This is a genomic window from Ruegeria sp. K5 (assembly GCF_056531805.1).
Genome location: NZ_JBQFML010000012.1, coordinates 23478 through 44534, shown reverse-complemented (window position 1 = coordinate 44534; position 21057 = coordinate 23478). Strand labels below are relative to the sequence as shown.

Genomic DNA, 21057 nt, shown 5'->3' with positions numbered 1-21057 from the left:
GTCGACTACCGGAAGACATCCGCCAGATCGGATACGCTGACGCCCTCTTTGATCTCCTTCAGGCGGGCGAAGATCATCGCGATGGCAACACCGGTCCACCCGTACCCAATTGCTGATCCGATGCTTTCCGAGATGATTTCTGCCCCTTGCGAGTCGAAGGACAGCAACGCCAGGCCAAAGATGAAACCGATGGCGGCGGCAAACAGGAAGATGCACAGGACAATCAGGATCAATGCGCCGACAATGGGCCAGCGGTAGTTTTTGGTCAGTTCCGCGCTGCGCCCGATGGCGCCAAACCCGGCCCGATCAATGACGATGGCGGGAACCACGACCGAGAAAACCGCGTAAAGCCAAATGCCCGGTACCACCAGCATCACCCAGCCGATGATGGTCAGGATACCGGTGATAATCGACAGGATTGCAATCGCGGGCAGGTTGTTGAACGCCGAGGCGAAATACCGCCCGATCTGAGCCGGGCGGTTGAGCTTGGTGTCATAGGCAAACTGGATCACCATCGCCGAGGTAAAGGCAACGGCAACCATCGACACCAGAACCAGCCCGGCAAAAGCGGGCCAGAACGCGGCCCAGTCAATATCGGCGGCCGGCGTCGTTTCGAACGAGCTGTCAAACAGCCACAGGCTGAGGACCACATCGACAAGCGCGGGAATGAAGCCCAGCAGCAGAACGATATGTATCTTGCGGAAGAAAATCGAAAACGTGTCACTGATCACAGTGCCAACGCCAAAGGGGATGTGAATGTGCTGATTTGTTGTGTCGGCCATCGTCAAGTCCTGAACAAAGATCTTTGGGTTCCGGGCCAATAAAGCCGCGCGCCACCGGTCATCCGCAAGAGGAAGTCGCGACTAAAGCTTCGCCCTTGGGTAAAACGGCAACAGGGGCGCCTAGGCGTCTTCGTTTTTCAAGGTGTGGTGTTTGTCCTTGCGTTTGTCACCAAACAACTGGCGCTGTTCCAGAAACGCGCGCTGGGCTTTGTAAAAGGCTTCAAGAAAGGCTTGATGATCCTGTTCCGGCACCGGATCGGCATAGTCGATCTTGCGGCGTACCTGCGCGAAAATCGCGGCCAGGGTTTCCTTTTGACGCCTGTAAGCCTCGGGCCCGCTTGCGCGATTGGCATTGCGCAAAACAGATTCCAGCGTCTGCAATTCAAAGGCTCCGTAATGTTCCAACTGATGCGAGAGGAACCTGTAGGTCGATTGCGCATTGGTCCGGGGCCGCATGGCGTTGGACATGTCCTGCAACAGAATGGGTTTCGGCAGGTGGATGACATAGGTTCCGGCGATGATGTCCCCAAGACGCTGGCGGCGTTTGTTGAACAGGGGCACGGCCAGAACGCCCAGCACCCAGGCCAGCGACAAAAGCGATGGCACAACCGCCTCGGTCGTCAGCGTCAGAACCAGCGTGCCGGGCAGAAAGATCTCGGCCTCTTTCATCAGGTTGCGCACGACCAGAGACTGTGTGGTCAGGGCCTGGCCATCCGCCGCGACCACTTTGATTTTCATCAGCCTCTTGCCCAGCGTCTGGCCGTTCCAGATCAGTTCGGACGCGGCGTAGTAGGGGATGCGGGTGATAAAGAACAGCATCGCGCCAATGGCCATTGCGGTGCTGGGTGTCACCAGATCGAAGGCAGCGACAAGCAGGAACAGGGCCACGGCCGCAGCGACGGTGATCAGCAGATCGGTGAGCTGCGCTGCGGTTCGCACGCCAACGCCCGCGACCCGAAAGAACAGGGGCACACCTTCGGGCGGCAACAGACGGTCCAGCGCGGGTTGGGTCATGACCGCTTCCTTCCACCCAGCACAAACCACGCAAGCCACAGCGCGCCGACGCCCCAGCCGACTGCAATTCGGGTTGATCGATCCTGAACCAACTGCCGACCGAACCCTTCCAGCAGCGCCGCAACCACCAACATCAGGGCCGCGATCACAGCCAGTTTGACCGCATCATGGCCTGCCGCGCGCAATGCTGCGCGCCGCGTGTGATGGCCGGGAAACAGGACGGCGAGGCCCAGCTTCAACCCGCCTGCGGCTGCGATACAGATCGCCGACAGCTCGGTCACACCATGGATGGACAGCCACCCGAACATGTCCCAGCCCAGCCCCCGGTCAATATGCAGGGCGTAGAAGACGCCCAATATCAAGCCGTTGTAGAACACCAGCATGACCGTTGGGGCACACAGAAACGCGCCCAGCCCGAAGACAAAGATGGCGATACGGGTGTTGTGTGAAAACAGATATGTCGCAAAGGCCCCAAGGCCCGAGGTGTCATCTTCGCCGTAAATGGCCGTCCGCAGATAGTCGGTGCTGGCATCCGGTCCGCGCCCTCCGGCCAGTTCAGAGGGCATGAAAACGTAAAACCATTCGGGGTTGTCGAAATAGAAGAAATACCCCGCAAGCGCCCCCGCCGCCATGCACAAAAATCCCAGCAGCGTCACCCTCCACGAGGCGCGCATCGCCCGCGGGCCGCCGCTGGTCAGGAACCTGCGGATGGTCCCGCCCAACCGTTGCTGCGGGGCGTAGACGCTGAGGTATGCACGGCTGGTCAGGGCTTCGAGATATTCCAGCAAGGCGCGATCCAGCGAAATCTCACGTGCGATGGACAGGGATGTGGTGGCCTGACGGTACAGATCGGCCAGATCGCGGGCCTCCTGAAAGCTCATGCGGTGCAGGCCCTGATTTTCAGCCTTGTCCACCAGATCGGACAATCTGAGCCAGTCGCCTTCGCGTTCCCGCCGAAACCGGGCCGAGCGGATCAGGTCGCTGTCAGCCATCAGATCATCTCTCGCGCTTTGATTTCCAGATAGGTCGAGATCAAACGGGCCGACACCTCGCCGGGTTCCGCGTCAATCACCGTCACACCCAACTGGTGCAACCGTTCCAGCACAAGGCGGCGCTCGCGTAGCAATTGCCCGGTCGAGATCGTCTCGGCCACGCCATCCATATCCTCGGCGGCCTGATTGACCTTCGTTTCAAGGATGGGATCGTGCAAGGTGACAAAGACGATCAGATGCCGCTTGGCCAGAACGCTGACGTTTTCGACCATCAACTCGGCCGTGGTCGTATCTACGAAATCCGAAAACACGATGATCAGGCTGCGTTTCGGGGTGCGCCCGTTCAGCTCGGTCATCGCCAAGGTGTGGTTGGTCTCGACGCTTTCATAGCTGAGCTCGGCGGTGCGGCTGCGCAGCCGGTTGAACGCGGTGCGCCCCGGTTCCGGCGGCAGGAACATGCGCGGCTTGGCGTCATAGGCATACAGCCCGACCAGATCGCCCCCGATGGCTGCGGCCCAGGCGGTGGCCAGCGCGGCGGTGATGGCGTGGTCGATCTTGGGCAGGCCTGCGACCTGCTCTCGCATCTGATAGCCGTTATCCAGCGCGATGATCACATGGTGGTTGCGCTCGGCCCGCACCTCTTTGGCCACAAGCGAGCGATACCGGGCCGAGCGTTTCCAGTCGATCGAACTGGCATCCATGCCACGCACGAAATCGCGCAGTTGGTGGAACTCGGTGCCTTCGCCGATGGCGCGGTTTTCTTTCACGCCGAACAGGCGCGATTGCACGGTCGTCGAAATCTCACCCGACATGACGCGGCGGATATTGGGAACAACCGCCACCGACAAGCCAAAGGCCAGCTTTGGGACAAGTTCGAACAGTTTCAGCCTTGATGGCCAGGACAGCCACAGGTTGGACAGCGCCCATGTGCCCCGCTGGCTGGCGCGAAACGGGATCTGGGCAGTTCCGCCCGACAGATCAAACACCGACGGTCCGTCCAGTCCGGCGGGCCAGTCCAGCTCTCCCCGCATCCTCGGCGCGGCGGGGGAGACGGACAGATCAATTTGCCCCTCTTCGCCCACAAAGATATCCGATATCGGCTCGACCGAGACAGACCGGCGGCGGGGCCAGGACAGCAACAGGTCGAGGATCGCCAGACCGCACAGCACAAGCCACGGCAACCCGGCGATGGGACGCGTTGCGTCGCCCAGGACGATCGCCAGCAGCGTCAGGCACAGCGCTGCGCAGGCCGCGATCAGCAATATGCGGGATGGCCGGATCAGCGTGGGGCCTCGATCTGGTTGAGGATGTTTTCCAGCACCTGCCGCGCGCCGCGCCCTTCGATCTCGGCCGAAGGGGACAGGACGATCCGGTGTTGCAGCGCGTGGATGATCAGGGTTTTGACGTCGTCGGGGATGGCAAAGTCGCGCCCGTTCAGGGCCGCCGTGGCCCGCGTCGCCCCGGCAATCGCATCAGCGGCGCGTGTCGAGGCGCCAAAGGCGATATCAGCGCTTTCGCGGGTCGCGCGGACCAGCCGCAGGATATAGGCAAGAATGTCGTCATCCAGCACGATCCCGTCGATCAACTGCCGCGCCGCCGCCATGGTGGGCGCATCCAGCAGCGGCTGTACGGTCTGCGTCGCGCTTAGAAAATCCAGCGGCTCATTGGCGTGCTGGCGCAGGATCGACAGTTCCACATCCTCGGGTGGGAAGGTCAGGTTCACCTTGAACAGAAACCGGTCCAACTGCGCCTCGGGCAGGGGATAGGTGCCTTGCTGTTCAATCGGGTTCTGGGTGGCGACCACGATGAATTCCGAACCCAGAAGGTGGTCGGTGCCGTCAATCGTCACCATCCTCTCATTCATCGCCTGCAACAGCGCGGCCTGCGTTTTGGGCGGGGCGCGGTTGATCTCGTCCGCCAGCAGGATCTGGCTGAAGACGGGGCCTTTGGTCAGAACAAACTCGCTGGTCTGGAAATTGTAGATCGAGGTGCCCAGCACGTCTCCCGGCATCAGATCGGGGGTGAACTGGATGCGCCCGAATTGCAGGTTCAGCGCCCCTGCAAAGCTTCGCGCCAGCAGCGTTTTGGCCGTGCCCGGAGGACCTTCGAGCAGCACATGCCCGCGTGCAAACAAGGCCGTCAACAGCAGATCGACGACCTCTTGCTGGCCTTGCACAACTTTGCCGATCTCGGCCCGCAGGGCCTCGGCGCGGGCGAACAGGTCTTCAAGATTCATCGGCAAGGTGCTCCAGTATCATTTCGAATTGGTCAATGTGGGAAATGGCGTCTGGCGCCGCCAGATGCGGGGGCAGGGCGCGAATGGTTTGGATCAGCGCGTCCAGTCGGGCCGCGAGGTCAGGTTTTCGGGCTCGGACATATTTCAGATAGGCCTCTTCCGGTGTGCCCATGATCTTGTAAGTGCTGCCGAACACCGCCGCCGCGCGGGCGCGCAGGCGGGTATCAACATAATCGGACAGCATTGCACCGTCCTGGTCTGTCATACGCATCAGCCGTGCCCTTGCGCGGTTGGCCATGCGTTTGCCGGTGCCCAGCGTTGGGGCGATATCGATCACCGGGCCACTGCGCACCCCGCCCCGCCAGATCGCTAAGGCCAGCAACAGCCCTGCGCCGATCCAAAGCGAGCGGAACGGTGGTTCAAACAAACGCTTGAGGTCGTCCCACGTGCGTTCGCGGGCCTCAACGAGTTCTGGCGCGGTCAGCCAATTCCGATCGCTGTAATCAATGATGATGCGCTGATCGCCCGCGATTTCGGGCAGAACTTGCGCCGCGATCCACGCATTGTCGCCCAGCGTCAGCCCGTGATTGTTCAGCAGATCGGGGTCGGACAGGATATAGACCTTCTGGCCGTCCTCGGACCCCGGCAGAGGGCACGCGCCCAGCAGCATCTCTCCGGCCCGTCCGACGATTGGGTCACATCCGCGCCCGGCGAAGGTTTGGGCGGCGTAGATACGGGCCTTCAACTGCGGGTCAGCGGCCAGTGCGTAGTCGGAAAACGGACGGCGCGCCAAAACCATCGGCCCGACATCAGGACCGGCAATCTGGTGCAGGATGGTCTGAATCTCTGCGCGCGGAGACATCAGAAACGGATGCCCGAACCCGGTCAGGCGCATTCCGCTGCGCCATTTGGGCAGGATCACCAGGCTGGGCACGGATTGCGCCTTGTCGCGGATCACCTCAATCTCCTGATCGAACTCATCCGCCTGAAACAGCAATTCTTCTTTGGTTCTGGCCGCGTCCCGATCTGTGTCCAGACGCGTGTCATAGACCGGCTGCACCAGCAGACCCACGGTGCTGCGGTCCAGAGGCCAGCCGCCCGTAAAGCTCTGTGTCATGTAGGACTGGCTGTTCAGCCAGCGATCCAGCCCGTCAAACCCGCTGGCCGACTCGCGCAACGCGTATTGCCGCCCGGCCATGACGTACAGAAAAATCCCGACGCAAACCGCGACCACAACGCCCACGATGACCCAATCCAGCCGGATGCGATCGGTAGGGGGCAGGCTGGTCGTGTCGCTCATGCGGTGACCTCGCGCAGGACGGGTCTGATCCGGTTCAGAAGGGCCTCGAAATCGCCCTCGGTGATCGAGTGATGGCCGAAATTAATGCGTTCACTGGCCAGAACCAGGGCGCGCAGGTCGGGGATGTACCAAAGCGTCTGCGGCATGCTGCGCAGGGCCTCGCGATGGGTCCAGCTGCGTTTGAACAGCACTTCGTTTTTGGACAGGCAATGGCTCAGCGCCAGTTGCGCCAACCCGGTGACCGCCAGATCGCGATCTTTCAATTTCAGAAGCGCGTCAAGATCGGGAATGTTCTGCCTGGTGTCCGATAACTCTGGGTCGTCCCGCCCGCCTTTGCGCCGCGCATTGCCCACGGATTTGCGGAACGAGACCGAGGTCTTCCCGGCAGTGTTGTAGATGAACAAGGTCAGGAAAATCAGAATGACCGCAGCCAGCCCGCCGACGATCCAGCGGTTGTCAACGGACAGCTCGACAGTCCGGTCGGGTTGCGGCGTTGCATCTGTGTCCAGCGGCGGCGCGGGTTGCGTGGGGTCGAAATAGACAACATCCGTGTCGATCCCGCGATACCGAACGGCTTTCAGATAGTCCTGTCCCGACGCGCTCAGATCCGGTCGGGAAAGCGTGGTTTCCTGCGCGCTAGCAGGGAAAAAGGCGCATAAGAAAAACGCTGAAACAATGGCAAAACCAGATCTCATTCCGGTATCGATAGATCACTCTCGCAAGGCAGGCAACAACCTGTGCGGAATTCTCGTATGGATTGTTCATGACCTCGTATCAACTCGGTCTACCCGGTCTTTTTGGCGCTGAAACGCAGGTGAGTGGCATGGCTCAGGCGTTCAGGGTGCCGGGCATCTTATTCCGGTTCCGCCGCGTATAGCCCAAGCTGGTGCCTGCGCTGATGAAACCGCTCAACCCGTTCGACGATTTCATCGCTGGATACCGCGATCACGAAGGACAGAAGCGTTTCCAGCAAGGCGATGGTCGACACAGAGGACGGGAAATATTGCGGCGTGTCGGCTGCCACGACAAATCCGTGCTGCGCGTTCAGGATCACCGGGCTGGCAGGGCTGTCCGAGATACCGACAACCGTCAGCCCCTGCTGGCGGGCAAGTTTGATCGCATCGATCACCTCGGTCCGGTAGGGATGGCAGGTGATCGCAATCAGCACGTCCTGTTCATCTGCCCAGGCCAGATCATCCACCGGGGTCGAGCCCGAGCGGGGAATGGCGTGAAACTGCTTCATCCCGGTCGAGGCCAGATAGGTAAAGTTCCGCGCGTTTGAATTGTTGACGCCGACGCCCAGCGTGAAAATCTGACGGCAGTTCCAAATATCTTCGGCTGCAGCGCGCAGCCGGTCGGCATCGATACCGGCAAATGTCTCTTCAATATTGCGGATCGTGGCACCGATCATGTCGGCGTAAAGGCCACCCATCTCACCGGATTTGCCGATTTCCTGCAACCAGCGGGCGCGGTCGGGAAACGAAACCGTCCCCTGCCGGATGGCCTGCCGGAACGGGGCACGAAAATCCTCGTAGCCTTCGAAGCCGACCTGCCGTGCCATGCGGACAAAAGTGTTGGGTTTGACGTTGGCGGCCTCGGCAATCTCGCGCACGGTGGACACGCCCACATCTGTGGGGTTTTCCAGCACATAGCGCGCGGCTTTCTGGGCCTCGGGCGTCAGGGCGTCCCATTCCTCGGTCAGGCGATCCAGGACGATTGATGATACATTTGTGTCATTCATGATTGACGATGGTACAGTTGTGAAATTAGCCTGTCGAGCAGAATCGCAGGCCGGGAAACGCGCATCGACCTGTGGCCCAACTCAGGAGACTAAAGGATGAGTCTGCCCGACACAATGAAAGCCATGGTGACCATGGGTCACGGCGGTCTTGAGCAAATGGTGCTGCACAAGGATTGGCCGCGCCCCGAACCCGCGGCGGGCGAAGTGCTGATCCGCGTCGCCGCCTGCGGGCTGAACAATACGGATGTGAACACGCGATCCGGCTGGTACTCGAAGACCGTAACTGATGCCACAACCGGCGGCGCGTTCGAGGAAGTCGGCGAAGACGATCCCACCTGGGGCGGCGCGCCCATCACCTTCCCGCGCATTCAGGGGGCCGATATCTGCGGTCATATCGTTGCCGTGGGTGAGGGTGTGGACAGCGCGCGTATCGGACAGCGGGTGATAACAGACGGCTGGTTGCGCGATCCCGACGATCCGCAAAACATGGACAAGGCCGGATACTACGGGTCCGAGCGGGATGGCGGCTTTGCCGAATATGCCACAACGCTTGCGATGAATGCGGTGCCGATCACGTCGGACCTGTCGGATGCGGAACTCGCCACATTCTCTTGCTCGTACTCAACGGCCGAAGGGATGCTGACCCGGGCCAATGTGACCAGCGCAGACACGGTTCTGGTGCCGGGTGCATCCGGCGGCGTTGGCGGCGCGCTGGTGCAACTGGCCAAACGCCGGGGCGCGCGTGTCATCGCGATGGCGTCCGAGGCCAAGCACGAGGACGTAGCCAAGCTGGGCCCCGACATGATCCTGCCCCGCGCGCCTGACAATCTGCGCGCGGCTCTCAGAGCTGAGAAAATTACCGTTGTCGCCGATGTGGTGGGCGGGCCGTACTGGCCGAAACTGATCGACATTCTGGAACGCGGCGGGCGCTATACCTGCTCTGGGGCCATCGCTGGCCCGATGGTCGAGTTTGATCTGCGCACCTTCTACCTGCGCGATCTGACCTTCACAGGCTCGACCGTGATTGACCCGCAGGTGATGCAGAACCTCGTGAAATACATCGAAGCGGCTGAGATCAAACCCGCCCTCGCCGCCACCTATCCGCTGGAGGAATTGCGGGACGCGCAGGCCGCGTTCATTACCAAGCAACACACTGGCAATATCGTGGTGATCCCATGACACTGAATGATGTGCTCGAAGCCGCGCGGCAACTGCATCAGGCGCATCCCGACCTGTCTGCGTTCGGGGCATGGCCCACGGATTTGTCGCCTTCCCCGTTGACGGCCGATCATATTCCGGCGGCTGATCTGGTGAAGGACTTTGAAATCGTGGGCAGCGATCTGACCCAACCGCTTATTTCTGCCATCTGTGCCACAACGCATCTGGCGCAGTGGAAACAGACCTATACCGAAGACGAGGTCGGCGCGGATTTCCTGCGACGCTATGGGTATTACGAGCTGTTCGGGCCGACGGGTCATTTCCACTCGACCCAATTGCGCGGCTACATCGCCTATTGGGGGCCGGGGCTGAATTACGACTGGCACAGCCATCAGGCCGAGGAAATCTATCTGACCCTTGCAGGCGGTGCCGAATTCAAAACTACCGAGGATACGGGTATTTTCGGGACAGATCAGACCCGCCTGCATACCAGTTGGCAAAGCCACGCGATGGTTACAACCGATCAACCGATCTTGACCTTTGTGCTGTGGCGCGGAGAGGGAATGGGTGATCTGCCCAGAATGGATGCGGCATGAAAATCAATCGGATACGCGTCTATCAGACCGGGCTTCCGTATGTCGGCGGGGCATATGCCTGGGGGGCTGGCAACGCCATCGAAACCGCCACCGCCTCGGTCGTGGTCATCGACACCGATGCAGGGTTGCAAGGCTGTGGCGAGTTCACGCCCTGCGGTGAAAACTACATGGTCGCCCATTCCGAAGGCGTGGGTGCGCTGGCGCGGCTGGTGGCTCCGCATCTTCTGGGCGAAGATCCGCGTCAGGTGGCGCTGATCGAGCAGTTGATGGATCATCTGGTGCAGGGCCACGGCTATGCCAAGGCCCCGTTCGATGCGGCCTGCTGGGACATTCTGGGGCAGGCCTGCGATCAGCCGGTCTGGATGCTGCTGGGTGGCAAGCTGACCGACGGCGCGCCAATGTACCGGGTTGCGCCGCAGAAGGCGGTGGATGAGACCGTGGCCGAGATGGATCGTTACCGCGATCAGGGCTACCGGCAGTTTCAGGTCAAGGTGGGCAGCGACTGGGCCACCGACATTGACCGCATCCGCACCACGGTTCCCTTGCTGAACCCGGGCGAGAAGGCGATGGCCGATGCCAATCAGGGCTGGCGCGTGGACAACGCGATCCGGGTGGCCCGCGCCACGCGCGATCTGGATTTCATTCTGGAACAGCCCTGCCGCACCTATGAGGAATGCCAACAGGTGCGCCGCGTTGCCGAACAGCCGATGAAGCTGGACGAATGCGTCACCGGTATCCACGCGGCGCAGCGCATCGTCGCGGATCGCGGGGCCGAGATCTGTTGCCTGAAAATCTCGAACCTCGGCGGGATCAGCAAGGCGCGGCGGGTGCGGGATTATCTGGTCGACAACCGCATCCCGGTTGTCAGCGAGGATACATGGGGCGGCGAGATCACATCCTCGGTTGTGGCCCATTTCGCCGCCTCAACCCCGCCAGAGTACCTGCAGAACACAACTGACCTTATGAACTACAACACCCGATCCACCGGCATCGGCGGCCCGACTGCCCGTGACGGCAAGCTATACGCGCCCGACACGCCCGGACTGGGTGTCAAACCGGATTTCGAAAGCCTCGGCGCGCCTTTGGCGGAGTACGCGTTATGAGACCACAGGCCGTTGCCACTCAGATGATCGACGACGCACGCGTGCGCGTGACGCGGTTTGACTTTGCGCCCGGTGCGGAAACCGGATGGCATCGCCATGCGATGGATTACGTCATCACGGCGATTACCGATTGCCACATGCGTTTGGATCTGCCGGACGGAACGGTCAACGAGGTGACCGTGCCCGCCGGAACCGCTTATCGCCGCGATGAAGGGGTCGAACATAATGTCATCAATGCCGGGGATGCCCCGATGTCCTTCGTGGAAGTGGAATTGAAATGAAGATCTCCCGACTTTCGGTCTATCACGTCGATCTGCCTTTGGAGCATCCCTACTGGCTGTCCGGTGGGCGGTTGAAGTTCGAAATGCTGGACGCGACGCTGGTGAAGATCGAAACCGATGCCGGCCTGACTGGCTGGGGTGAGGGTACCCCGTGGGGCCACACCTATGTGCCTGCACACGGGCCGGGCATTCGCGCCGGGATTGAAACGATGGCGCCTTTCATCCTGGGCCTTGATCCACGCAAAGTTCTGGATGTGGAACGGGCGATGGATCTGGCCTTGCCGGGGCATCTCTATGCCAAAAGCCCCATCGACATGGCGTGCTGGGATATTGCCGGACAGGCGGCTGGGCTTCCGATTGCTGATCTGATGGGTGGCGGGTCCAGGACACCGCGCCCGATTGCGTCCTCGGTCGGGGCCAAAACGGTCGAAGAAACCCGCGAAGTGATGGAACGCTATCGCAGCCGGGGCTATATCGCCCATTCGGTGAAGATTGGCGGCAATGTCGAACGTGATATTGCGCGGGTCCGCGACGTCGAAAGCATCCGGCGACCGGGTGAGATTGTCCTCTATGACGTCAATCGCGGCTGGACCCGGCAACAGGCCCTGCGGGTCCTGAGCGCCTGCGAAGACCTGAATGTGATGTTCGAACAACCCGGCGAAACGCTGGACGATATCGCCGCACTCTCGGGCCAGCACGCCTCGCCCGTGTCGGTGGATGAAAGCCTTGTGAGCTTACAGGACGCTGCCCGCATCGCGCGTGACGGGATCGCCGAGATATTCGGGATCAAGCTGAACCGCGTCGGCGGCCTGACCAAAGCCGCGCGGATGCGGGATATTGCGCTGGCCCATGGCATCGACATGTTCGTGATGGCCACGGGTGGCAGCGTGCTGGCTGATACCGAAGCGCTGCATCTGGCAGCCACCATCCCGGATGACAATTGCCATGCCGTCTGGTCCTGTCAGGACATGCTGACCGTTGACATTGCAGGCGGTCGCGGCCCCCGCAATGTCGACGGCCACCTGCATTTGCCCGAGAGCCCCGGCCTTGGCGTACACCCGGATGAAGACGCGCTGGGCGATCCGGTTGCCGTTTACGAATAGACACTGATTTTATTGAATATGGAGATCGCGTGACATGCTGAAGATCAACACTCAATCCGAATGGATCGACCGCGCGAAGGCTGTTTTGCCCGCAGGCGGGTTCGGGAATTTCGATCCGGGCATCATCATCTCGCACGGCGAGGGCAGCCGCGTCTGGGATGAGGACGGCAACGAATATATCGACTATCTGATCGGATCGGGGCCGATGCTGCTGGGCCATGGCCACCCCGAGGTGATGGAGGCCGTGCTGGAGCAATTGCCCAAAGGCATGACCTTCTTTGCCAACAACTCCAAAGGTATCGAACTGGCCGAGGCCATCATCGACGCGGTGCCCTGCTGCGAACAGGTGCGCTTTGTCGCTTCGGGCGGCGAGGCGGATATGTATGCGATCCGGCTGGCGCGGGCCTATACCGGGCGAGACAAGATCCTGAAATTCGAAGGCGGCTATCACGGCATGAGCGCCGAGGCGCAGATGAGCCTGGCCCCCAGCCGTCAGGTCAATTTCCCGCAAGCCGTGCCCGACAGTGCCGGTATTCCGCAAGGCGTGGCCGATCAGATGCTGATTGCGCCTTACAACGATCTTGAGGCGGTCGCGGCGCTGCTGGACGAACATGACGACATCGCCGCCGTCATGGCCGAACCGCTACAGCGGATCATCCCGCCGATGCCCGGTTATCTGCAAGGGCTGCGCGAATTGTGCGACAAGCATAACGTGCTGCTGATCTTCGATGAAATCGTCACCGGCTTCCGCCTGGACTATGGCGGGGCGCAGGAGCGGTATGGGGTTACGCCCGATATCTGCACCCTGGGCAAAATCACCGGCGGCGGCTTTCCTTTGGCAGCGTTGGGCGCAAGTGCCGAGATCATGAAGCATTTCGACAAGGCGCAGGTCGGTCAGGAGGGATGGCTGATGCAGCTTGGAACCCTGTCCGGCAATCCCGTCGCGTCGGTTGCAGGTCTGAAAACGATGGAGATTCTGCGCCGCGAGGGGACCTATGACCGTTTGCGCGACATCGGTGCCCGGTTGCAACAGATGCTGACGGGCGCCTTGGATCAGGCCGGTATCGCGCATCAGATTTGCGGGGACGTGACCCTGTTCGACGTTTACTTCACCGACAACGCCTGCCGAGACTATCGCAGCGCCAAACATGATGACCCCAAGCATAATGTCGTGTTCAACGAGGTTCTGCGATCCCATGGTGTGTTCAAATCACCGGGCAAGCTATACCCGTCACTGGCGATTACCGAGGCCGATCTGGAGCAGACGCAGAACGCCATTCATCACGCGGTCGCAGCGCTCAGCGAGACTACGCAAGGCTAGAAAATAGTCGGGTCGCTGTTGTTTCCAACAGCGACCCTGCACCTTCTGAATGTCGGGCTCAGCCTCGCCCCCTCGAATACTTATTAAAACACCAACTATCTGAAACTCTTCGATACATTTCGAGACTGATCCAACTTTTCAGCCGGTATGATCACAGTCTTGCCGCAATCTGAGACGTGGAACAGTGAATTAGTTCACATTGGTTAAAATTATCAGGAGTTTCTCCAGTCGAAGAAACCGGGGCCTGCGTTTTTCAACAGGATTTCGGCCATTGCGCGTCCCATCTCGGCCCCATCCTCGATGGACCCAACGGTATCCTCGGAAATCGCTTCTGATCCATCGGGGCGCAGAACTTCACCGCGCAGGCGCAGTTGGCCCTCCTGAATCTCGGCCAGACCGGCGATGGGGGTTTCGCAGGATCCGTCCAGCGCCGCCAGCAGGGACCGTTCAGCGCTGAGGCGCTTGCTGGTTTCAGCGTGGTGAATGGCCTCCAGCAGAGCGGCCGCGCGGGTGTCATTGCTGCGCCGCTCGATCCCGATCGTGCCTTGTGCAATCGCGGGCAGCATATCGTCTGGCGAGATTGCGGTTGCCGGAACCTCATCCATATCCAGCCGCCGAATGCCCGCCATCGCCAGAAAGGTGCAATCCGCCACGCCATCAGCCAGCTTTTTCAGCCGGGTCTGAACGTTGCCGCGAAACTCGACGACATTCAGATCCGGGCGGCGGTTCAAAAGCTGCGCCCGGCGGCGCAGGGACGAGGTGCCGACCACCGCGCCCTCGGGCAGGTCGTGAATCGATTGCAGATGCGGCGAGATGAACGCATCCCGCACATCCTCGCGCGGCAGGAACGTGTCCAGCACCAGCCCGTCGGGCTGTGCCACCGGCATGTCCTTGGTGGAATGCACGGCGATGTCGATGTCCTCGCGCAGCATCGCCTCTTCGATTTCCTTGGTGAACAGGCCCTTGTTGCCGATCTCTTTCAGCGGGCGATCCGCATCAATCATCGCGCGGTTGTCACCGGTGGTCTTGATCACAACGATTTCGAACGCGTCATCGGTCAGATCAAACGCGTCACGCAGCCTTTGGCGCGTCTCGTAGGCCTGAGCCAGAGCCAGCGGCGAACCTCGGGTCCCAATTCTGAGAGGTGATGCGGGGGTGGGCAGGGTCAAAGTCATACGCACAGCTTTAGTCGCGTCACATTGCCCTGACAATGGGGGCAGAGCTTGACAAATTGCCACTGAGCGCCGACCCGTTGCCAAAACCTGATTTCTGGGGATGACAATGGCCGAGACGAAAAAACTGCTGCGGGCACTGGCGGGTGAAGTACAGGATGTGCCGCCGATCTGGATGATGCGTCAGGCCGGTCGGTATTTGCCCGAATACCGCGCGACCCGGGCGCAGGCGGGGGATTTCCTGTCGCTTTGCTATAACCCGGATCTGGCGGCCGAGGTCACATTGCAGCCCATTCGCCGCTATGGGTTCGACGCGGCGATTCTGTTTGCCGACATCCTTTTGGTACCGCAGGCGCTGGGTGCGGATTTGTGGTTTGTGACAGGCGAGGGGCCTCGTCTGTCGACGATCACGCAGCAGTCGGAATTTGATGCGCTTAGACCGGTTGAGGATATTCACGAGACCCTGTCGCCGGTCTACGAGACGGTTCGCATCCTGTCGCGGGAGCTGCCATCCGAGACCACGCTGATCGGATTCGCAGGTGCACCCTGGACGGTGGCAACCTACATGATCGCCGGGCGCGGCACGCCGGATCAGGGGCCTGCCCATGCGCTGCGGGAAGAGAACACCGTATTATTCGAGGCGCTGCTGGAGCGGATTACCCTGGCGACGATCGAATACCTCTCGGCCCAGATCGAGGCCGGGGCCGAAGTGGTCAAGATCTTCGACAGTTGGGCCGGATCGTTGAAAGGTGAAGCCTTCCGGAAATATGCGGTCGAGCCGTGCCGAGTGATCACTCAGGCGATCAAGGACCGGCATCCCGGCATCCCGGTTATCGGCTTCCCGCGTGAGGCTGGTGACGGTTATATCGGGTTTGCACAGAAGACCGGCGTGGATTGCGTGGCGCTGGACAACTCGGTCGCGCCCGATTGGGCGGCAGAACATGTGCAGGTGGATGGCTGCGTGCAGGGCAATCTGGCCTCGTCCCATATGGTGACCGGGGGGCAGGCGCTGGTGGATGAGACGCGGCGCATTGTCGAGGCGTTCTCGAAAGGGCCGCATATCTTCAACCTTGGGCATGGGATTACACCGGATGCGGACCCCGAGAATGTTCAGTTGATGATCGACACGGTGCGCGGGCGGTAAAGGGGAAGGGGGCCAGCCCCCTTCTTGGCCTGCGGCCAATTCATCCCCCGAGATATTTTTAGCCAGATGAAGGGGCGGATCCGCGCTGCTTGTCTAGCTCGGCTCTGATGCCCGCGCTGTGTTCGCCGCGGGTTGGGCTGGGTTTGGCAGTCCAGGGGTGGTTCGGGAATCGCGGGGCGGCGGCGGCTTGCAGGGTGCCATCCACCGTCTGCCAGGTTTGGCGGCTTGCGTTCATCGGGTGTGTCAGGGCTTCGGTCGGGCTGAGCACCGGGGCGACGCAGGCATCGGTGCCCTGAAACAGCGCCGCCCAGTGATCGCGCGGGTGTTTGCAGAACAGCGCAGCGAGGCGTCGGGTTTGATCGGGCCAGAGGGCCGGGTTGAATTGTTGGGTGAAGTCGGGATCGTCGGTCAGGCCCATGAGGTGCAGGAATTGGACGTAGAACTTGGGTTCGAGGCATTGCACCGTAACATAGCGCCCGTCTGCGCAGGTGTAGGTGCGGCTCCAATGCGGGCCGTCCAGCATGCTTTGGCCCCGGGTACCGGACAGGTTGCCGGTTTGCCGCATGGTCATCAGCAGGTTCATCATATGGGCCGAGCCATCATAGATGGCGGCGTCGACGACGGTGCCTTGCCCGGTCCGTTGCGCATTGATCAGACCCGCCAGCAGGCCCGACACCAGATAGAGCGCGCCGCCGCCGATGTCGCCGACCAGTGTGGCGGGGGTTTGGGGCGGCGTGTCGGGTGTCGAGCCGTACCAGAGTGCGCCCGACAGGGAGATGTAGTTCAGATCATGCCCGGCGGTTTGCGCCAGCGGGCTGTCCTGCCCCCAGCCGGTCATCCGCCCGAAGACCAGCCTGGGGTTGCGTGCAAAACAGGCGTCGGGCCCAAGGCCAAGCTTTTCCATCACGCCGGGGCGAAACCCTTCGATCAGGGCGTCGGCGGTGTCGATCAGGCGTTTGGCCGTTTCAAGATCGTCGGGGTCCTTGAGGTCCAGCGCGATTGACCGTTTGCCCCGGTCCAGAACCGACTGGTCCGGCATGCCGGGCGTGGGGTTGCCGGATTTGCGGTGGATGGTGATCACATCGGCACCCAGATCGGCCAGCAACATGGCGGCAAACGGCGCGGGCCCCAGCCCTTCGATTTCGATAACACGTATTCCGTTAAGCATTCGGTTCCTCCATGGTGCGGCCTTCGGGGTATCGGCAGGCGGGCAGGGGATCAATGCGTTTCTGGCCACAGCGCAGTGGGCGATCAGGGCGGTGTGCGTCTCACTCTGATTGACCTTTCGGCAAAAATGCTCAGAACACTGTGCGGAAGTGACCTGTTCCGCGTGCGGATCGCGGGATATGGTCGGCCAAAACGGGGACCGTGCATGACCGCCATTTTGTCCATAAAGGATTTGCGCAAATCCTATGCCGACGGGTTTGAAGCGCTGAAAGGCGTGTCGCTGGATATCGAAGAGGGTGAGATTCTGGCGCTGCTGGGGCCAAACGGGGCGGGCAAGACCACCTTGATCTCGACAGTTTGTGGTATCACGACCCTCAGTTCAGGGTCGGTGACCGTTGGCGGGCATGACATTCAGACCGAGTTTCGCTCCGCCCGCAAGATGATCGGACTGGTGCCGCAGGAGATTGCGCTGGAGCCGTTCGAGAAGGTCTATAACACAGTGCGGTTTTCGCGTGGCTTGTTTGGCCACGGCCATGACAGTGCGCGGATCGAGGAAATTCTGCGCAAACTGTCGCTGTGGGACAAACGCAAGAATGCGATCAAGGAACTGTCCGGTGGGATGAAGCGCCGGGTGTTGATCGCCAAGGCGTTGGCGCATGAGCCGCGTGTTCTGTTTTTGGATGAGCCAACCGCCGGGGTCGATGTCGAGCTGCGCAAGGATATGTGGGAGATCGTGGCCGAATTGAAACGGGCCGGTGTCACCATCATCCTGACCACCCATTACATCGAAGAGGCCGAAGCCATCGCAGATCGCGTCGGGGTAATCGACAAGGGTGAGTTGCTGCTGGTGCAGGACAAGGACACGCTGATGGCGCAAATGGGCAAGAAGCAGATCGAGGTCATGCTGACCGAGCCCATCACCGACATTCCCGACGCTCTGGCGGCACATAATCTGGTTCTGAACGGCAATGGCGACGCGCTGGTTTATACCTATGACACCCATGCCGACCGAACCGGGATCACCACGCTGTTGAATGATGTGGCGCAGGCCGGGCTTGTCTTGCGGGACGTTCAGACGCGGCAATCCAGCCTGGAAGAGATTTTTGTCAATCTGGTGTCGGGAGAGCCTGCATGAACTGGTCAGCCGTTGCCGCCATTTATCGATTTGAAATGGCGCGGTTTTTCCGCACCCTGGCGCAGAGCTTTCTGTCGCCTGTCCTGTCCACGTCTTTGTATTTCGTCGTTTTCGGCACCGCCATCGGCAGCCGGATTCAAGAGGTCGAGGGCGTCTCCTACGGGGCCTTCATCGTGCCGGGGCTGATCATGTTGTCGGTGGTGATGCTGTCGATCTCGAACGCCTCTTTCGGTATCTATTTTCCCAAGTTTCTGGGTACGATTTACGAACTGCTATCCGCCCCCGTGAACTTTATCGAGATCGTCATCGGCTATGTCGGGGCGGCGGCGACCAAGGCGTTGTTTGTGGGAATCGTGATCCTGATCACGGCGACCTTTTTTGTGGATATCCGCATCGAACATCCCTTTGCCATGGCCGCGTTTCTGATCCTGTCCTGTCTCAGCTTTTCCTTGCTGGGCTTCATCATCGGCATCTGGGCCAGCAATTTCGAGCAGATGTCGCTGGTCCCGCAGCTTGTCGTGACCCCGCTGATCTTTCTGGGCGGGACGTTCTATTCGATCTCGATGCTGCCGCCGCTGTGGCAGACCATCACCCTGTTCAACCCGGTTGTGTACCTGATCTCGGGCTTTCGGTGGTCGTTTTACGGGCTTGCAGATGTGCCGATTGTGTTCAGCCTGCTGGCGATTGTGGCCTTCACCGGGATCTGTCTTGGCGTCATCGGATGGATCTTCAAAACCGGTTGGCGCATCCGCAGCTAGGCCACTGGCGGGCGTTGCATTTTTGCCCATTGGTGTCAGGAAATTGTCTCACGTCACGTTTTGCGATCTGAGAGTCCCTTGTTTAGACGTTGGGGGCACTCTACATCGGCACGCATGAAACTCAGCCTGCCGTTTGTCAAAAAGCACCCCGTTGTGGCCGTCGTGCGCCTGTCTGGAGCCATTGGTATGGCCGGGCGCGGGGCGTTGAACGATACCTCTCTGGCGCCCGTGCTGGAGAAGGCGTTTCGCAAGGGCAAACCGGTTGCCGTCGCGCTTGAGGTCAATTCGCCCGGTGGATCGCCGGTGCAAAGCTCGCTGATCGGGGCGCGGATTCGGCGGTTGTCAGACGAACTGAAGATCCCCGTGATCGCGTTTGTCGAGGATGTTGCTGCCTCGGGCGGGTATTGGCTGGCCGCGGCGGCGGATGAAATCTGGGCCGACGACAGCTCGGTTCTGGGATCAATCGGGGTGATCTCGGCCGGGTTTGGGGCGCATGAGTTTCTGGCAAAGCAGGGGTTTGAGCGGCGCGTGCATACGGCAGGCAAGTCGAAATCGATGCTTGATCCTTTCCGGCCGGAAAAGAAAGAGGATGTGAAGCGCCTGCAAGGCCTGCTGGGCGACATCCATGAAAACTTCATTGCCCATGTCAAAGCCCGCCGGGGCGACAAGTTGGACGAAAACGCCGATCTGTTCACGGGCGAGGTCTGGCTGGCCAAACGCGCGCAGGAATTGGGTCTGATCGAAGGCATCGCCCATCTGAAACCCAAGATGCAGGAACGGTTCGGCGAGAAGGTCAAATTCCGTCGCTACGGTCTGCGCAAACCCATCTGGTCGCGCATTGGGGCCTCGCTGGCGCAAGACGCCATTGCAGGGTTAGAGGAGCGGGCGGCCTACGCGCGTTTCGGTTTGTGACGTGATCATCAAGATTGTCACTTTGTTTCTGGTCGCCATGGGTGTTTTGGCGATGTTCGGCAAGCTGCGCTTTCCGGGGCAAAAGCGGTTGAGTTCCGCAAAATGCCCGCGCTGTGGCCGGTTTCGGATCGGCAAGGGCCCGTGCGCCTGCGAAAAAGGAGGCCGGACATGACGGCATGGCTGCTCTCCGGCCTTGGGTTGGTGATCCTGCTGCTGGCCGGCGATGCGTTGGTGCGCGGTGCGGTGAACCTGAGCTTGCGGCTGGGTGTACCAGCGCTGATCGTCAGCCTGACGATTGTGGCCTTTGGCACCTCGGCCCCCGAGTTGCTGATTGCGATCAGTGCGTTGAAGGAAAACGCGCCGGGGATCGCTTTGGGTAACGTGGTCGGGTCCAATACCGCCAATATTCTGCTGGTGCTGGGTGTTCCTGCCTTGCTGGCGACCCTGCACACCAGCGAGTGTGACAGTCGTAAGAACTATGTGTTCATGCTGCTGGCCAGTGTGTTGTTCATCGGTCTGGCGTTTTGCGGGGTCTTCAATCTGGTCAGCGGTGCCATTTTGCTGGCCGCGCTTGGCCTTGTTCTGTGGAATGCGTTCCGCGAAGCCAAAGCCCACCGCAAAGCCTGCGCTGATGCCGAGAACGGATGCGCCGAGGACGAAGAACTGGACGGTCTGGAAGAGGCCGACCCGGACATGCCGTACTGGAAGATCTCGATCTACCTGATCCTGGGTCTGATCGGCCTGCCCATGGGCGCGCACTTGCTTGTGGACAATGCCACCGTCATCGCGCGGATGTACGGGATCAGCGAGACGGTGATCGGGTTGACGCTGGTTGCAGTCGGAACGTCTCTGCCCGAACTGGCCACAACCGTTATGGCGGCGCTGCGGCGTCAGGCGGATGTGGCGCTGGGCAATGTGATCGGGTCGAACATGTTCAACCTGCTGGCCATCGTCGGCATCGCCACATGGTTCGGCAACATCCCCGTCGACCCGGAATTCCTTGAGTTCGATCTGTGGGTCATGCTGGGCGCATCGCTGCTGTTGATCCCGTTTGTGTTCTTCAAACAGGACATTTCCCGGATCTGGGGTCTGGTGTTGACTTTCCTTTATGCGCTTTATGTCACCACATTGCTGATGTGACC

At 60.8% G+C, this 21057-nt stretch carries 22 protein-coding genes; 12 read left to right on the top strand and 10 right to left on the bottom strand.

The features are described from left to right. Positions 1-5 precede the first annotated feature (5 nt). From ACR0MO_RS19835 to ACR0MO_RS19800, 8 genes are all read right to left on the bottom strand, one after another. Complete coding sequence (locus tag ACR0MO_RS19835; RefSeq protein WP_480893031.1) at positions 6-782, bottom strand: hypothetical protein; 777 nt, start codon at positions 780-782, stop codon at positions 6-8. A gap of 120 nt (positions 783-902) precedes the next feature. Next, on the bottom strand, positions 903-1796 hold the full coding sequence (locus tag ACR0MO_RS19830; RefSeq protein ID WP_480893030.1) for an RDD family protein: 894 nt from the start codon (positions 1794-1796) through the stop codon (positions 903-905). Continuing rightward, the gene (locus tag ACR0MO_RS19825) at positions 1793-2788 is read right to left on the bottom strand and encodes a stage II sporulation protein M (protein WP_480893028.1); all 996 of its coding nucleotides are present in this window, start codon (positions 2786-2788) and stop codon (positions 1793-1795) included. The genes ACR0MO_RS19830 and ACR0MO_RS19825 overlap by 4 nt, the downstream gene beginning before the upstream one ends. After that, the gene (locus tag ACR0MO_RS19820; RefSeq protein WP_480893018.1) at positions 2788-4050 is read right to left on the bottom strand and encodes a DUF58 domain-containing protein; all 1263 of its coding nucleotides are present in this window, start codon (positions 4048-4050) and stop codon (positions 2788-2790) included. Before ACR0MO_RS19820 ends, ACR0MO_RS19825 begins: the two co-directional genes overlap by 1 nt. 17 nt (positions 4051-4067) lie before the next feature. Continuing rightward, on the bottom strand, positions 4068-5024 hold the full coding sequence (locus ACR0MO_RS19815) for an AAA family ATPase (RefSeq protein WP_480893016.1): 957 nt from the start codon (positions 5022-5024) through the stop codon (positions 4068-4070). Then, positions 5014-6324, bottom strand: coding sequence for a hypothetical protein (locus tag ACR0MO_RS19810; protein ID WP_480893014.1), 1311 nt, complete (start codon positions 6322-6324; stop codon positions 5014-5016). Before ACR0MO_RS19810 ends, ACR0MO_RS19815 begins: the two co-directional genes overlap by 11 nt. Continuing rightward, on the bottom strand, positions 6321-7019 hold the full coding sequence (locus tag ACR0MO_RS19805; protein WP_480585459.1) for a hypothetical protein: 699 nt from the start codon (positions 7017-7019) through the stop codon (positions 6321-6323). The genes ACR0MO_RS19810 and ACR0MO_RS19805 overlap by 4 nt, the downstream gene beginning before the upstream one ends. Before the next feature lie 158 nt (positions 7020-7177). Then, entirely contained in the window at positions 7178-8065 is an 888-nt protein-coding gene (locus tag ACR0MO_RS19800; protein WP_170453242.1) for a MurR/RpiR family transcriptional regulator, read from the bottom strand. Positions 8066-8161: 96 nt separating this feature from the next. Between ACR0MO_RS19800 and ACR0MO_RS19795 the strand changes: the two genes are divergently transcribed. From ACR0MO_RS19795 to ACR0MO_RS19770, 6 genes are read left to right on the top strand one after another with little or no spacing between them, the layout of a single operon-like run. Then, the gene (locus tag ACR0MO_RS19795; protein ID WP_480627063.1) at positions 8162-9244 is read left to right on the top strand and encodes an alcohol dehydrogenase family protein; all 1083 of its coding nucleotides are present in this window, start codon (positions 8162-8164) and stop codon (positions 9242-9244) included. After that, positions 9241-9819: a dimethylsulfonioproprionate lyase family protein gene (locus ACR0MO_RS19790; RefSeq protein ID WP_480893012.1), complete on the top strand. Its 579-nt coding sequence runs from the start codon at positions 9241-9243 to the stop codon at positions 9817-9819. Before ACR0MO_RS19795 ends, ACR0MO_RS19790 begins: the two co-directional genes overlap by 4 nt. Further along, a complete protein-coding gene (locus tag ACR0MO_RS19785) occupies positions 9816-10922 on the top strand; it encodes a mandelate racemase/muconate lactonizing enzyme family protein (RefSeq protein WP_480893010.1) in 1107 nt (368 codons plus the stop codon). The genes ACR0MO_RS19790 and ACR0MO_RS19785 overlap by 4 nt, the downstream gene beginning before the upstream one ends. Continuing rightward, complete coding sequence (locus ACR0MO_RS19780) at positions 10919-11203, top strand: cupin domain-containing protein (protein WP_480585471.1); 285 nt, start codon at positions 10919-10921, stop codon at positions 11201-11203. Before ACR0MO_RS19785 ends, ACR0MO_RS19780 begins: the two co-directional genes overlap by 4 nt. Further along, entirely contained in the window at positions 11200-12306 is a 1107-nt protein-coding gene (locus ACR0MO_RS19775; RefSeq protein ID WP_480893008.1) for a mandelate racemase/muconate lactonizing enzyme family protein, read from the top strand. The genes ACR0MO_RS19780 and ACR0MO_RS19775 overlap by 4 nt, the downstream gene beginning before the upstream one ends. A 34-nt stretch (positions 12307-12340) precedes the next feature. Further along, positions 12341-13627, top strand: a complete 1287-nt coding sequence (locus ACR0MO_RS19770) for an aspartate aminotransferase family protein (protein ID WP_480893006.1) — start codon at positions 12341-12343, stop codon at positions 13625-13627. A 212-nt stretch (positions 13628-13839) separates the two neighbouring features. On the opposite strand, the gene hemC is transcribed toward ACR0MO_RS19770, so the two are convergent. After that, on the bottom strand, positions 13840-14802 hold the full coding sequence (hemC, locus tag ACR0MO_RS19765) for a hydroxymethylbilane synthase (RefSeq protein ID WP_170522054.1): 963 nt from the start codon (positions 14800-14802) through the stop codon (positions 13840-13842). 106 nt (positions 14803-14908) lie between these two features. Here hemC and hemE point away from each other — a divergent pair, with 106 nt between their 5' ends. Next, on the top strand, positions 14909-15943 hold the full coding sequence (hemE, locus tag ACR0MO_RS19760; RefSeq protein WP_170522056.1) for a uroporphyrinogen decarboxylase: 1035 nt from the start codon (positions 14909-14911) through the stop codon (positions 15941-15943). 58 nt (positions 15944-16001) lie between these two features. Here the strand turns inward: hemE and ACR0MO_RS19755 are convergent, their stop codons facing one another. Continuing rightward, entirely contained in the window at positions 16002-17111 is a 1110-nt protein-coding gene (locus ACR0MO_RS19755) for a CaiB/BaiF CoA transferase family protein (RefSeq protein ID WP_480893004.1), read from the bottom strand. A 204-nt stretch (positions 17112-17315) separates the two neighbouring features. Here ACR0MO_RS19755 and ACR0MO_RS19750 point away from each other — a divergent pair, with 204 nt between their 5' ends. The 5 genes from ACR0MO_RS19750 to ACR0MO_RS19730 all read left to right on the top strand — a co-directional run bounded on the left by ACR0MO_RS19750 (position 17316) and on the right by ACR0MO_RS19730 (position 21055). Then, positions 17316-18245 (top strand): ABC transporter ATP-binding protein, encoded by a 930-nt coding sequence (locus ACR0MO_RS19750; RefSeq protein ID WP_170453234.1) that lies wholly within the window; start codon positions 17316-17318, stop codon positions 18243-18245. Then, the gene (locus tag ACR0MO_RS19745; protein ID WP_170453233.1) at positions 18242-19003 is read left to right on the top strand and encodes an ABC transporter permease; all 762 of its coding nucleotides are present in this window, start codon (positions 18242-18244) and stop codon (positions 19001-19003) included. Before ACR0MO_RS19750 ends, ACR0MO_RS19745 begins: the two co-directional genes overlap by 4 nt. A gap of 114 nt (positions 19004-19117) precedes the next feature. Further along, positions 19118-19915: a S49 family peptidase gene (locus tag ACR0MO_RS19740; RefSeq protein ID WP_170624218.1), complete on the top strand. Its 798-nt coding sequence runs from the start codon at positions 19118-19120 to the stop codon at positions 19913-19915. A gap of 1 nt (position 19916) precedes the next feature. Further along, positions 19917-20087: a hypothetical protein gene (locus ACR0MO_RS19735; protein ID WP_170522062.1), complete on the top strand. Its 171-nt coding sequence runs from the start codon at positions 19917-19919 to the stop codon at positions 20085-20087. Continuing rightward, a complete protein-coding gene (locus ACR0MO_RS19730) occupies positions 20084-21055 on the top strand; it encodes a calcium/sodium antiporter (protein ID WP_170522064.1) in 972 nt (323 codons plus the stop codon). Before ACR0MO_RS19735 ends, ACR0MO_RS19730 begins: the two co-directional genes overlap by 4 nt. The last annotated feature ends 2 nt before the right edge of the window (positions 21056-21057 follow it).

Bases quoted from the DNA above. Each gene is read 5' to 3' on its own strand.
- ACR0MO_RS19740 (WP_170624218.1), top strand. From the start codon at position 19,118: ATGAAACTCAGCCTGCCGTTTGTCAAAAAGCACCCCGTTGTGGCCGTC.
- ACR0MO_RS19750 (WP_170453234.1), top strand. From the start codon at position 17,316: ATGACCGCCATTTTGTCCATAAAGGATTTGCGCAAATCCTATGCCGAC.
- ACR0MO_RS19730 (WP_170522064.1), top strand. From the start codon at position 20,084: ATGACGGCATGGCTGCTCTCCGGCCTTGGGTTGGTGATCCTGCTGCTG.
- ACR0MO_RS19805 (WP_480585459.1), bottom strand. From the start codon at position 7,019: ATGAGATCTGGTTTTGCCATTGTTTCAGCGTTTTTCTTATGCGCCTTT.
- ACR0MO_RS19745 (WP_170453233.1), top strand. From the start codon at position 18,242: ATGAACTGGTCAGCCGTTGCCGCCATTTATCGATTTGAAATGGCGCGG.
- ACR0MO_RS19830 (WP_480893030.1), bottom strand. From the start codon at position 1,796: ATGACCCAACCCGCGCTGGACCGTCTGTTGCCGCCCGAAGGTGTGCCC.
- ACR0MO_RS19815 (WP_480893016.1), bottom strand. From the start codon at position 5,024: ATGAATCTTGAAGACCTGTTCGCCCGCGCCGAGGCCCTGCGGGCCGAG.
- ACR0MO_RS19770 (WP_480893006.1), top strand. From the start codon at position 12,341: ATGCTGAAGATCAACACTCAATCCGAATGGATCGACCGCGCGAAGGCT.
- ACR0MO_RS19795 (WP_480627063.1), top strand. From the start codon at position 8,162: ATGAGTCTGCCCGACACAATGAAAGCCATGGTGACCATGGGTCACGGC.
- ACR0MO_RS19780 (WP_480585471.1), top strand. From the start codon at position 10,919: ATGAGACCACAGGCCGTTGCCACTCAGATGATCGACGACGCACGCGTG.
- ACR0MO_RS19775 (WP_480893008.1), top strand. From the start codon at position 11,200: ATGAAGATCTCCCGACTTTCGGTCTATCACGTCGATCTGCCTTTGGAG.
- ACR0MO_RS19755 (WP_480893004.1), bottom strand. From the start codon at position 17,111: ATGCTTAACGGAATACGTGTTATCGAAATCGAAGGGCTGGGGCCCGCG.
- hemC (WP_170522054.1), bottom strand. From the start codon at position 14,802: ATGACTTTGACCCTGCCCACCCCCGCATCACCTCTCAGAATTGGGACC.
- ACR0MO_RS19790 (WP_480893012.1), top strand. From the start codon at position 9,241: ATGACACTGAATGATGTGCTCGAAGCCGCGCGGCAACTGCATCAGGCG.
- ACR0MO_RS19810 (WP_480893014.1), bottom strand. From the start codon at position 6,324: ATGAGCGACACGACCAGCCTGCCCCCTACCGATCGCATCCGGCTGGAT.
- ACR0MO_RS19800 (WP_170453242.1), bottom strand. From the start codon at position 8,065: ATGAATGACACAAATGTATCATCAATCGTCCTGGATCGCCTGACCGAG.
- hemE (WP_170522056.1), top strand. From the start codon at position 14,909: ATGGCCGAGACGAAAAAACTGCTGCGGGCACTGGCGGGTGAAGTACAG.
- ACR0MO_RS19835 (WP_480893031.1), bottom strand. From the start codon at position 782: ATGGCCGACACAACAAATCAGCACATTCACATCCCCTTTGGCGTTGGC.
- ACR0MO_RS19785 (WP_480893010.1), top strand. From the start codon at position 9,816: ATGAAAATCAATCGGATACGCGTCTATCAGACCGGGCTTCCGTATGTC.
- ACR0MO_RS19825 (WP_480893028.1), bottom strand. From the start codon at position 2,788: ATGGCTGACAGCGACCTGATCCGCTCGGCCCGGTTTCGGCGGGAACGC.